At 39.2% G+C, this 13070-nt stretch carries 12 protein-coding genes; 2 read left to right on the forward strand and 10 right to left on the reverse strand.

What is annotated here, in order from left to right; translation table 11 throughout:
• The first annotated feature begins 22 nt into the window (after positions 1–22).
• Both I6F50_RS02200 and I6F50_RS02205 read left to right on the forward strand, forming a co-directional pair.
• On the forward strand, positions 23–1351 hold the full coding sequence (locus I6F50_RS02200) for a DEAD/DEAH box helicase (protein WP_197160954.1): 1329 nt from the start codon (positions 23–25) through the stop codon (positions 1349–1351).
• 2 nt (positions 1352–1353) lie between these two features.
• A complete protein-coding gene (locus tag I6F50_RS02205) occupies positions 1354–2187 on the forward strand; it encodes a S1 RNA-binding domain-containing protein (RefSeq protein ID WP_024590152.1) in 834 nt (277 codons plus the stop codon).
• Positions 2188–2230: 43 nt separating this feature from the next.
• Here I6F50_RS02205 and I6F50_RS02210 read toward each other — a convergent pair whose 3' ends face one another.
• The 10 genes from I6F50_RS02210 to gyrA all read right to left on the reverse strand — a co-directional run bounded on the left by I6F50_RS02210 (position 2231) and on the right by gyrA (position 13034).
• Positions 2231–2605, reverse strand: coding sequence for a hypothetical protein (locus I6F50_RS02210; RefSeq protein ID WP_165727496.1), 375 nt, complete (start codon positions 2603–2605; stop codon positions 2231–2233).
• 93 nt (positions 2606–2698) lie between these two features.
• Positions 2699–3403 carry an orotidine-5'-phosphate decarboxylase gene (gene pyrF / locus I6F50_RS02215; RefSeq protein WP_165739707.1) on the reverse strand — a complete coding sequence of 235 codons (705 nt, stop codon included), beginning with the start codon at positions 3401–3403 and terminating at the stop codon, positions 2699–2701.
• 43 nt (positions 3404–3446) lie between these two features.
• Positions 3447–4583 carry a lipopolysaccharide assembly protein LapB gene (gene lapB / locus I6F50_RS02220; protein WP_165727494.1) on the reverse strand — a complete coding sequence of 379 codons (1137 nt, stop codon included), beginning with the start codon at positions 4581–4583 and terminating at the stop codon, positions 3447–3449.
• Between the two features lie 2 nt (positions 4584–4585).
• On the reverse strand, positions 4586–4867 hold the full coding sequence (locus I6F50_RS02225) for a lipopolysaccharide assembly protein LapA domain-containing protein (RefSeq protein ID WP_024600249.1): 282 nt from the start codon (positions 4865–4867) through the stop codon (positions 4586–4588).
• A 21-nt stretch (positions 4868–4888) separates the two neighbouring features.
• Positions 4889–5176 (reverse strand): integration host factor subunit beta, encoded by a 288-nt coding sequence (gene ihfB / locus I6F50_RS02230; protein WP_007583054.1) that lies wholly within the window; start codon positions 5174–5176, stop codon positions 4889–4891.
• A gap of 67 nt (positions 5177–5243) precedes the next feature.
• Positions 5244–6911, reverse strand: coding sequence for a 30S ribosomal protein S1 (gene rpsA, locus I6F50_RS02235; RefSeq protein WP_002961176.1), 1668 nt, complete (start codon positions 6909–6911; stop codon positions 5244–5246).
• 95 nt (positions 6912–7006) lie between these two features.
• A complete protein-coding gene (gene cmk / locus I6F50_RS02240) occupies positions 7007–7717 on the reverse strand; it encodes a (d)CMP kinase (protein WP_007583052.1) in 711 nt (236 codons plus the stop codon).
• A gap of 106 nt (positions 7718–7823) precedes the next feature.
• Positions 7824–9101 (reverse strand): 3-phosphoshikimate 1-carboxyvinyltransferase, encoded by a 1278-nt coding sequence (gene aroA / locus I6F50_RS02245; protein WP_197175221.1) that lies wholly within the window; start codon positions 9099–9101, stop codon positions 7824–7826.
• A complete protein-coding gene (gene serC, locus I6F50_RS02250) occupies positions 9101–10183 on the reverse strand; it encodes a 3-phosphoserine/phosphohydroxythreonine transaminase (RefSeq protein ID WP_197175223.1) in 1083 nt (360 codons plus the stop codon). Before serC ends, aroA begins: the two co-directional genes overlap by 1 nt.
• Positions 10184–10334: 151 nt before the next feature.
• Positions 10335–13034, reverse strand: coding sequence for a DNA topoisomerase (ATP-hydrolyzing) subunit A (gene gyrA, locus I6F50_RS02255; protein ID WP_197175224.1), 2700 nt, complete (start codon positions 13032–13034; stop codon positions 10335–10337).
• Positions 13035–13070 lie beyond the last annotated feature (36 nt).

Raw genomic sequence — 13070 nt, forward strand, 5'->3', positions numbered from 1 at the left:
GCTCATTTTGGAGAAACACACATTGCAGTTTACTGATCTTGGGATTGATACACGCCTTGAAACACAATTAGCACATCAAGGGATCACCCAGCCCACCGACATTCAAGCTCATGCGGTGCCTACAGCACTTGCGGGGTATGATATTTTCGCTCAGTCTAAAACTGGGTCGGGCAAAACCTTGGCGTTTTTATTACCTGCTGTACAAAGGGTTATGAAACAAAAAGCACTCAGTAAACGCGATCCTCGTGTACTTATTGTTGCTCCTACGCGTGAGCTTGCTACGCAAGTATTTACTCAACTGCGTTTATTAATTGCAGGCACAGCAATTAAGGCCGTAAAAATACTTGGCGGCGAAAACTTTAATGACCAAATAAAAGCACTTAGAAACGACCCACAATTCGTAGTTGCTACACCTGGGCGTTTAGCCGATCACATTACAAAACGCTCACTACAATTGAGTGGGCTAGAACTGCTTATTTTTGATGAAGCCGATCGTATATTAGATTTAGGCTTTACCGAGCAGTTAAAAATGATTAACGAGCAAGCTAATCACCGTTTACGTCAAACGTTATTGTTTTCTGCAACACTTGACCATGCTCAAGTAGATGCTCTATCACGTAACCTATTAAAAAAACCAAAGCAAATTACGCTAAGTGCAGCGAACGAGCAACATAGCGATATTAAACAAACGTTATATCTTGCCGATCACCTTGATCATAAAGAAGCGCTTTTAGAGCATTTCTTGAATCAAGATGATGTTGGCCAGTGCATTATCTTTACAGCAACACGTTCTGACACGAGTCGTTTGAGTGAGGCGCTTAATGCTAAAGGCTTTAAGTCTGTAGCACTTGCAGGTGACTTAACGCAAAGTAAACGTTTAGATATTATGGATTCGTTTAGTCGCGAAAACTTTAAAATATTGATAACAACCGATGTTGCGTCACGTGGTTTAGATTTACTAAGCGTAACGCATGTTATTAACTTTGATTTACCAAAACACGCAGAAGAGTATGTACACCGCATAGGTCGTACTGGACGTGCTGGTTTTAAAGGTAACGCAATTTCATTAGTTGGGCCTAAAGATTGGGCAAGTTATTTAGCTATTAAAGCATTTTTAAATGACGAGTTAAAATTTGCGAGCGTAGAGGGTTTAAAAGCTAAGTTTAAAGGTTTAAAAGAGAAAAAGCCTGAGACAACGTGGGATAAATCTAAAGAAAAAGCAGCTGCTGTTAAAAAGCCTGTATTTAAACGCAAAGCTAAACCTAAAAAGCCAACAGCACCAATTAAAGCACCAATGAACATTGATGGCGATACACCAATGCGCCGTAAAAAAAAGACTGAGCAGGAATAATTATGAGTTACCTAGGAACCACACAAACATTATTTGTAAAAGAAGTGAGTAACGAGGGTGCTTACTTAGACGGCCATGATTTAGGTGAAGTATTTTTACCAAAGCAAGAAATTAAACATGAACTTGAAGCTGGCGATAGCATAAGTGTTTTTATCTTTTTAGATAATGCTAATTTAGCGACTGCGACAACTAAAAAGCCACACGCACAAGTAGGTGAATATGCCCTACTTCGCGTTAAAGAAATTAATAGTATTGGTGCTTTTTTAGATTGGGGTCTTGAAAAAGATGTTCTAACTCCGTTCAACGAACAAAAACCACGCATGCAAGAGGGTCATTCATATTTAGTTCGTTTGTACCTTGATAATGCAAGCCAACGTATTTGTGCATCAAACAACTTTAATCGTTTCTTATCTAAAGATGAGCCGCAATATACTCACTTACAAGAAGTGGATTTAATCGTCGCTGGCAAAACAGATATTGGCTACAAGGTCTTAATTGAAGAATCGCACTTCGGTGTTGTTTTTTACAATATGGTATTTAAAAGCTTATTTGTAGGCCAAAAGCTTAAAGGATTCATTCAAAAAGTACGTGAAGACGGAAAAATTGATGTTGTACTAGAAAAACCAGGCATGGGTAAAGTAAGTGACCTTGGTGAAACTATTATGCAAAAACTTAAAAACGAAGGTGGAGTTATTCCATTAGGCGATAAGTCTGAACCTGAAGCGATTAAAAAGATGTTTTCTACTAGTAAAGCTAATTATAAAAAAGCGATTGGTGGATTGTTTAAACAAGAGTTAATAGATATTGAAGCGAAGTCCATTCGCTTAAGATCTTAGTCATAAATAATAGGCTTTAATTACCAATAATATCTGTTGGTAATTAACCTAAAATATACTTATAAGGCAATGTACATTGCGTATATTGCCTAGAGTAATCAAGCACTTCACCTTTCGACTCAATATTGAGTGGCGCTAAACGGAAAACCTTTTTTTCACATTCTGTTTTTTTATCATCAAGTTTCGATATGCATTCACTCACACTTACATGCTGAGATATGAGTGTATCTTCATTTTTGTAACACAGGTGATGAGCATAATCTTGCATTGTTTTTTTAAAATCAAACATATTGATTGGATATGTTTGAATTATATCTGTAACGGTTGTTACACCGTCATATGCTTTGTTAGAAAAAACATATTTATTTACGCTAAATCCCGCAACAATAATTATTAATGAACCAAATAATAACTTCAAAACAAACCCCTACTTCATCTTCATTCTAATAATGTAACATAAAAAACACATTAGGTAAGGGTTATTAGCACTATATTGCTGCTTTTTGTTAATTTATACTATAGAACTATTAACATCACTAAGAACTTTTACGGGATCATCCGCCTGAGTAATAGGTCGGCCTATTACTAAATAATCACTTCCTGCATCTATTGCTTGCTTAGGAGTCATAATACGCTTTTGATCGCCAGCATCACTGCCTTCAGGACGTATACCTGGTGTTACAAGTTTAAAGTTCTCACCTAACTCTGCTTTTAATGCTTTAGCTTCTTGCGCAGAACACACAACGCCATCAAGCCCTGCTTCCTTTGCAAGCTTAGCTAAATATATAACTTGTTCTTGAGCTGATTTATCAACACCCAAACGCTTAAGTTCTGTCTCATCCATGCTGGTTAATACAGTAACAGCAATAAGTAGTGGCGCTTTGTCACCAAATTGCTCAAGAGCAGACTTAGCTTTACTCATCATTTCAAAGCCACCAGATGCATGTACATTAACCATCCATACACCCATTTTCGCAGCGGCAGTAACCGCTTTAGCTACTGTATTAGGAATGTCATGAAATTTTAAATCTAAAAAAACATCAAAACCTAAATCAATTAACTCTTTAACAAATGTAGGTCCAAAATAAGTAAACATCTCTTTGCCGACTTTAAGACGACATGTATTAGGAGAAAGTTGTTTAACAAAGTTTAAGGCAACTTCTTGATCATCGTAATCTAATGCTATAAGAATTTTTTTTGAGTGTTCGAAAGACATGACTATCCTAATGTATGGCAGTAAAATTATTAATATGGGGTTATTAAAATCCGTCTAAGCCTCGACTTGGAACAATGGTTTCCCAATGCTTACAAGAGGGGCAATTCCAATATATTGTGTAACTTGTAAAACCACAATGCTGACATTGAAAGTCAGGCTTTGTAGCAATATAAGAGGTTACAAGTTTATCAATTTCGTTAAGTACTTCTTTGGTATTTTTATTTTGATCGCCCATCAATTGCAGTAAAAAACTGAAACCACGAATAGTAGGTTGACGTTTTAAGCTATCAGTTAAAAATTCAAAGGCTTGTTTTGTATGCCCTTGTTCAAGTAAGGCTTGGCAATGTTTTATTTTAATTAATACACCGCCCTTTTCTAATAAATCACTGACTAATTCATGAAATTGATGCGTTAAATTTAATTGTTTATAACTGTGGGCAAGCTCATCAATAAATAAAGGCGCAAACAAAGTGAATTGAGTAACAAGTTCACGCCAGTAATAAATAGCTTTAACGTAATCTTCTTTTGCGTAAGCAACTAAACCTAATTCGTACAGGGGACGCACAGCTTTATAATTTAAGCTAATCGCTTTTCTCATTAGTTGGGGGGTACTGTCACTTAAAGCCGACTCACAATAAAAATTAGCAATCGCTTTAAATTGTTGTTCTTTTGAAAATAGCTCGCTATGGGCTTCAAACATGTTGATGCCTTTCTCCCATTCACGGGTTTGCGAGTATAAAGTAATAATAGGATCTAGCGCTTCTACATGCCCTGCTTTAACTAACCAAACTAAGTGCTCTTCCGCACTGTCTAGTAGCCCAGCCATTATGTAATCTTCGGCAAGTTCTAAACGGCTTGTTGCAGCTTGTTGTTCATTTAAGCTTGGGTGTTTTAATAAAAGTTCATGAATTTTTATTGCGCGGTCTAATTCACCTCTACGACGAAACATAGCGGCAAGTGTAGAATAGTGTTCAACCGAGTCGGCTGACACTTCAAGTAAGTTAATTAAATGCTCTAAGCCTTGATCTTCTTCTCTGTCGAGTAGAAACTTTAAGCCTTTGCTGTATTCAGAAGTGATCTGACGATTAAGTTGATGAGCTTGGTTTTTAGCACTGTTTTTACCCATAATCCAACCGTAACCGGCGGCAACAGGTAATAGTAAAAACAAAAGCTCAATCATAGTTAGGTGTCTTTATTCGCGGCAAGCTTTTTTTTATCTTTTTCAGGCGCTAATTGCTTTTTTAAACGGTAGTTTTGCCACTTTAATTGCGAAAACAATTTAAAGCTAATAAAACAACCAATCAAAACACCTAATAAAAAGCAAATACTTATTATTACAGCTAAAGGTAATGTATTACTGGCTATAATATAATTTATTTGTACTAACTGTGGGTTTTGTGACCCTAATACAAATGCACTGATAAGGCATAGTGCAACCAGAATAATTTTTAATACCTTGAACAAGTAACTACTCCACTAAGTTAACTAGGCAATGCTTTCATTTACGCGGTCGCGTAATTCTTTGCCTGGTTTAAAATGAGGTACATGCTTTCCTTCAAGCTCAACTGTATCGCCAGTCTTAGGATTACGACCTGTGCGAGGAGCGCGGAAATGCAAAGAGAAACTACCAAAACCTCTGATCTCAATACGATCTGAAGTAGATAATGAGCCGGCCATTTGTTCAAGAATTTCTTTTACAGCATTCTCAACATCTTTCACTGGAACGTGTGCGTGTTGTTCCGCAAGTGTTTCTATCAGTTCTGACTTAGTCATAGCGTTTCCTTAAAAAGAGATATAGGAAGGGCAAAAAATGCCCTTCCAACTAAAAACTAATTATATATTAGTCTTTTTGTGCATTTGCGAAAGCAGCTGCCATTGCGTTTTCAAACACTGGCTCTTCTTTCTTAAGCTTCTCTAGTACTTCTTTCTCTTCTGCTTCGAAAAGAGCTTTTACAGATAAGCTTAAAGTGCGGTTCTTACGATCAACACCAACGTATTTAACTTCAATCTCGTCGCCTACAGAAACAACAGTAGTTGCATCTTCAACGCGTTCTTGAGCGATATCAGCTACACGGATGTAACCTTCAACGCCTTCGATAAGTTCAACAGTTGCGCCTTTCGCATCAACTTCAGTCACTTTACCTTTAACAATAGCACCTTTTTTGTTTGCATCAAGGTAGTTATTGAATGGGTCAGCTTCGATTTGCTTAACACCTAGAGAGATACGTTCACGCTCTGGGTCAACTTGCAATACGATAGCAGTGATTTCGTCGCCTTTCTTGAATTCACGTACAGCTTCTTCGCCAGGTGTATTCCAAGAAATGTCTGAAAGGTGTACAAGACCGTCAATACCACCGTCAAGACCGATAAAGATACCGAAGTCAGTGATTGATTTGATCTTACCAGTAACTTGATCGCCTTTGTTTTGTAGACGAGCAAATTCCTGCCAAGGATTAGCAATACATTGCTTAAGACCAAGAGAAATACGACGACGTTCTTCGTCAATTTCTAAAACCATAACTTCAACAGTGTCGCCTAAGCTAACAACTTTTGAAGGATGGATGTTTTTGTTAGTCCAATCCATTTCAGAAACGTGTACTAAACCTTCAACGCCTTCTTCGATTTCCACGAAACAGCCGTAATCTGTAAGGTTAGTAACACGACCAGAAAGTTTAGAACCTTCTGGGTAACGACCAGCGATAGCTGCCCATGGATCTTCACCAAGCTGTTTAAGGCCTAGAGATACACGAGTTTTATCTTTGTCGAATTTTAGAACTTTAACTGCGATTTCGTCGCCAACATTAACGATTTCTGAAGGGTGCTTAACACGCTTCCAAGCCATATCAGTAATGTGTAGTAGACCATCAACACCACCAAGGTCAACGAATGCACCGTAGTCAGTAAGGTTCTTAACGATACCTTTAACTTCTTGGCCTTCAACAAGGTTAGCAAGAAGCTCTTCACGTTCTTGTGAGTTTTCAGATTCGATAACTGCACGACGTGAAACAACAACGTTGTTACGTTTTTGGTCAAGCTTGATTACTTTAAATTCAAGCTCTTTGCCTTCAAGGTGAGTTGTGTCACGTACTGGACGAACATCAACAAGTGAACCAGGTAGGAAAGCACGGATTGAATCAACTTCAACTGTGAAACCGCCTTTAACTTTACCGTTGATAACACCAGTAACAGTCTCTTGCTCTTCACATGCTTTCTCAAGACGGATCCATGCTTCGTGACGCTTAGCTTTCTCACGAGAAAGAATAGTTTCACCGAAACCGTCTTCAATTGCATCTAGTGCAACATCTACTTCGTCGCCTACAGCAACTTCAAGTTCACCAGCAGCATTTTTGAACTGCTCTGCAGGGATAGCACTTTCTGATTTAAGACCAGCATCTACAAGTACAATGTTATTCTCGATAGAGATTACTGTACCTTTAACGATAGAGCCTTGCTCTGCTTCAAAACCCTTTAAGCTTTCTTCAAATAACTGCGCAAAATTTTCTGACATACGAATATACGTCTCATATATTAATACCAATAAGCAACCATGCTGCATGGGGTTGTTAAAATAGCACTGGCATCCTGCTGGCGCATAAAATGTGTTTAGCTTCGTTTAGGAAGCTTACCTTCAGAGATTGCAATATCCAATAAAGTTATTACCTTATCAAACACTTGCTGTGCATTGAGCTCGCTAGTATCAAGCTCAATAGCATCATCTGCAGGTACAAGCGGAGCAACGGCACGATTCATATCGCGCTCGTCACGAGCTTGAATGTCCTGTAATAGACCACTTAGTGTAACATCAAGACCGCGCGTATTCAACTCAACAAAGCGTCTACGAGCACGCTCTTCTGCACTTGCTGTTAAATATATTTTTAACGGCGCATCTTGAAAAACCACAGTGCCCATATCACGGCCATCGGCAATTAAGCCGTTTTCAGTGCGAAATGCACGCTGGCGACGTAATAACGCTTCACGAACGCGAGGTAATGCTGCAACTTTTGATGCTGCAGCGCCTACTTCTTCATTACGAATAGTAGTAGTTACATCTTCGCCTTCTAAAATAACTTTTCCTGCATTAGTTTGGCTATCTACCAAAAACTGCACATCTAAATTTGCAGCAAGAGGGACAAGCCCTTCTTCATTGTCTAATGCAATTTGGTGATGAAGTGCAGCTAAAGATAAAACGCGATAAATCGCACCGCTATCTAATACATCCCACCCTAACTTGTCGGCTAACAAGCGACAAACAGTTCCTTTACCTGAACCACTTGGGCCATCAACGGTGATCACGGGCATTAATAACGCCTGCATTTAAAACCTCCTGCAATGCACACCTAAATAAACCGCGACATTATACGTCAGTTATTAAAATATATCTGCTATTAGTGTGTAACTTTTGTAATTACTTCTAATTAGCTTATTCACTTACTGATGCTAAAACATTGAAAAATGTAGGAAATGTTTTATAGGTACACTTTGGATCATTAATCGTTATTGGCTTTCCACCAACGGCAACCATTGCAAAACACATGGCTATACGGTGATCGTCGTAAGTGTCTATTGCTACATCGTTGAAGTGTTTAGGCGGTGTAATTTCTATAAAGTCATGCCCTTCTACCACTTCTGCACCTACTTTTCTAAGCTCAGTTGCCATCGCATATAAACGGTCTGTTTCTTTTACTCGCCAGTTATAAATGTTACGAATGGCAGTTGGGCCTTTAGCGAAAAGAGCAACAGTTGCAAGGGTCATAGCAGCATCAGGAATTGCATTAGCGTCAATATCTACGCCTTTTAATTCGCCTTTGCGAACAACTAAACGCTCATCATACCAATCGATTTTTGCGCCTACTTGCTCCATTACTTTAGCAAAGCCTATATCACCTTGAACTGATTTAGCACCCACGCCTTTAATTTCAATCTCGCCGCCAGCAATTGCAGCCGCAGCAACAAAGTAAGAAGCAGAAGATGCATCGCCTTCAACCATAATTCGATCGAGTGATTGATACTGTTGACCACCTTTAACTTTAAAAGTTGCATAATCATTGTGTTCAACACTAACACCAAAACGTGCCATTACATCAAGCGTAATATCAATATAAGGTTTAGATACTAAAGTACCTTTAATAGTTATCGTTGTATCACCGCTAAATAATGGCGCTGCCATTAATAGAGCCGTTAAAAATTGACTTGAAATACTGCCGTCAATTTCAACTTCACCGCCGTTGATTTGGCCGCCTACGATTTTTAAAGGTGGATAATCTTTATGTTTTGTATAGGTAACATCGCCACCCAGCGTTTGTAGAGCATCAACTAAGTGCCCTATTGGGCGCTCTTCCATACGCGGCTCGCCTATTAGCTCGTACTCACCACTTACAGCAGCAAGTACAGCGGTTAGAGGTCGGTATGCAGTACCTGCATTACCTAAAAATAATGGTTCGCTCGGAGTTTTAAACACACCACCAACCCCCTCTACAGTGGCTACAGTGCGTTCTTCATTAAGTGTTACATTTACACCTAAAAGCTTCAGAGCACCCAACATATGACGAATATCATCACTATCAAGTAAGTTCTCTACAACAGTTGTACCACTAGCAAGCGCTGCTAATAATAAAATACGGTTTGATAAGCTTTTTGACCCAGGTAAGGTAACTGTGCCATTTACACGAGAAATAGGCTCTAAACGAAGTTGCTCCATTAGCTATTTTCCTTTGCAAAGGCAGCCATAAAGTCAACTAGTGCTTGAACACCTTCAAGTGGCATTGCGTTATAAATACTGGCGCGCATACCGCCCACTATTCGGTGACCTTCCAAAGCAAGTAAACCCGCTTCGTTAGATTGAGCAACAAATTTGCTATTTAAGCTTTCATCATTCAACCAAAAAGGAACATTCATACGTGAGCGACAATGCTTAGCAACAATATTTGAATAAAAATCAGAGTTATCGATAAAATCATACAGTAAATCAGCTTTAGCAATATTTTGTGCTTCCATGGTTTTTACACCACCATTGCTTTCAAGCCATTCAAATACTTCAGCCGCTAAATACCAAGCAAAGGTAGGTGGGGTATTAAACATACTGCCCTGTTTTGCTTCAAGTGCGTAATCTAAAATACCAGGTTTTGGTAAGCCTTCACGCTCTAATAATGTTTTACGCACAATAACGATTGATATACCCGATGGACCAATATTCTTTTGTGCGCCGGCATAAATTAAATCAAATTTATTAACGTCTATTTCGCGCGATAAAATAGTTGACGACATATCGGCAACAATTGGTGCTGTTGGGTGGCTAGGTACATCAAAAATCTCTAAGCCATCAACGGTTTCGTTAGGGCAATAGTGGATGTACGCTGCATCTGCTGGTAAATCCCAGTCAGCTACCGCTTTAATAGAAAACTCGCCATCAGCATCATTACGTATATCGGTAAAAGTCGTTTGAGTGAATTTACTCGCTTCATCTCTCGCGCTTTTTGACCATACGCCATTTTCGCAATAAAAAGCTGTTTTACCTTCTTGGTGTAAATTTAAAGGCACGGCACTAAATTGACCACGACCGCCACCATGCATAAACAGCACTTCAAACTCATCACTAATATTCATTAGGCGGCGAAGGCTGGCTTCACATTTTGCAGTAAGCGCTAAAAACTCTTTACTACGATGGCTTATTTCCATCACAGAAACACCTAGATCTTGCCAATCTAGGAACTCTTTTTGCGCTTTTTTCATCACCGCTTGCGGAAGCATAGCCGGTCCCGCACAAAAATTATATTTACTCATTACCTTTGCCTCATTCCAGTAATTTAACTACTAAGCATGAACGTATAATACCAACTCACTAAACCTTTAATGAATGAATATAATTTCACACCCTATTAATTTTTTTCAACAAGATTAAAAAAAGCGGCCTTAGCCGCTTTTTCAATTTCAATTATTCAGAAGGAGGATTGTCATCCACTACTTCTTCAATAACCGTATCAACTGTTTCAACGTCATCGATATCAATTAAGTCACTTTCTGTAACTTCAATCTCTTCTATACGTTGTAAACCAACTACTTGCTCTCCGTCAATAGTTCTGATCAAAATAACACCTTGCGTGTTACGTCCAACCGTAGAAACTTCATTAACGCGAGTTCGTACTAAGGTACCACGATTAGAAATAATCATTATTTCATCGTTGTCGTCAACTTGAACAGCACCAACAACAGCACCGTTGCGTTCACTCACCTTGATTGATACAACACCTTGTGTTGCACGACTCTTAGATGGGTAATCTTCAAGCTGTGTACGCTTACCGTAACCATTTTCAGTTACCGTTAAAATAGCACCGTCAGTTTTTGGAACAATTAACGAGACAACACGTTGCTCGTCTGGCATTTTAATACCACGAACACCTGTAGCAGTACGACCCATTGGGCGAACACCTTTGAAGCGAATCTCAGGGTTACCTTCTTCGTCTAATACTGGGTTACCGTTTTCATCAACAACGGTAGTTTCTTCAGCTTCTTTGAAGCGTACAACTTTACCTGCATCAGTGAACAACATAATTTCGTTGCTACCATCGGTAATATCAACACCAATCAAGCTATCGCCATCATTTAAGTTAACAGCAATAATACCGCTTGCACGTTGACGACTATAAGCCGTTAATGGTGTTTTCTTAACTGTACCGAATGCAGTTGCCATAAAGATATATTTATCTTCTGCGTACTCGCGTACTGGCAATATAGCAGTAATGCGCTCATCAGCTTCAAGTGGTAACAAGTTAACGATTGGCTTACCGCGCGCTGCACGACTTGCTAATGGTAACTGATACACTTTAAGCCAATATAAACGACCGGCCGTAGAGAAACACAATATAGTATCGTGTGTATTTGCAACTAACAGACGCTCGATGAAATCTTCATCTTTCATCTTCGTTGCTGACTTACCTTTACCACCACGACGCTGCGCTTCGTAATCAGACAATGCCTGATACTTCACATAACCTTCGTGAGAAAGCGTTACTACAACGTTTTCTTCAGTAATTAAATCTTCTAAGCTTATATCGTGAGCTGCGGCGTTAATTTCTGTACGACGCTCATCGCCATATTGCTCTTTAATTTCTACTAGTTCGTCACGAATAACTTCCATTAAACGCTCAGGCGTAGCCAAAATATATAAAAGATCAGCAATTAAATCTAATAAGGTTTGGTATTCACTTATAATCTTTTCGTGTTCAAGACCAGTCAACTTGTGTAAACGTAAATCTAATATTGCTTGAGCTTGTTGCTCAGAAATATAATATTGACCATCACGAATACCTAAATCATCAGCAAGCCAGTCTGGGCGGGCAACATTATCTTCGCCTGCTTTTTCAAGCATGCCTTGTACATGACCTAGTTCCCACGGACGTGCTGTTAAAGCAATCTTAGCTTCAGCAGGTGTAGGAGATTTACGAATAAGCTCGATAATTGGGTCAATGTTTGCAAGTGCAATCGCTAAGCCTTCTAGCGTGTGAGCACGGTCGCGAGCTTTGCGTAAATCAAATACGGTACGACGAGTTACTACTTCACGACGGTGAATAATAAACTCTTCAAGCATTTCTTTTAAATTAAAACACTTAGGTTGGTTATTAATTAAAGCAACCATATTCATACCAAACACAGTTTGTAACTGAGTTTGTGAATATAAGTTATTTAGAATAACTTCGCCTACGTCACCACGTTTAATTTCAATAACGATACGCATACCGTCTTTATCTGATTCATCTCGTAGCGCGCTAATACCTTCAATTTTCTTATCTTTAACCAGCTCAGCAATTTTTTCAATTAGGCGAGCTTTGTTAACTTGATAAGGAATTTCGTGAACGATGATTGTTTCACGGCCTGTTTTTTCATCGGTTTCGACGTCGGCGCGTGCACGCATGTACACTTTACCACGGCCAGTTAAGTAGGCTTGTTCGATGCCCTTCTTACCGTTGATAATTGCAGCCGTTGGGAAATCAGGACCAGGGATATAATCCATTAACTCTAAAATAGTTAAATCAGGATTTTGAATAAGTGCCAAACACCCGTTCACAACTTCAGTTAAGTTATGTGGTGGAATGTTTGTAGCCATGCCTACTGCAATACCCGACGAACCATTCACTAATAAATTAGGAACTTTCGTTGGTAAAACATCAGGGATGAACTCTGTGCCATCGTAGTTAGGAACGAAATCAACCGTTTCTTTTTCAAGATCGGCTAATAACTCATGCGACATTTTTGCCATACGTACTTCTGTATAACGCATTGCCGCTGCTGAATCACCATCAACCGAACCGAAGTTACCTTGGCCATCTACAAGCATATAACGTAGTGAGAATGGCTGAGCCATACGAACTATCGTGTCATAAACTGCACTGTCGCCGTGTGGGTGGTATTTACCGATTACGTCACCGACCACACGGGCCGATTTTTTGTAAGGCTTGTTCCAGTCATTACTAAGCTCGTTCATTGCAAACAAAACGCGGCGGTGAACAGGTTTTAAACCGTCACGTACGTCTGGTAATGCACGTCCTACTATTACGCTCATTGCGTAATCTAAGTAGGAGTTTTTTAACTCGTCTTCAATATTGACTGGCAGAATTTCATTGGCGAGATCAGTCATTTGATATCACATTCCTTCAGTATCAGCTCTCAACAA

The organism is Pseudoalteromonas sp. NZS127_1, from assembly GCF_015864295.1.
Lineage (GTDB): Bacteria > Pseudomonadota > Gammaproteobacteria > Enterobacterales > Alteromonadaceae > Pseudoalteromonas > Pseudoalteromonas arctica.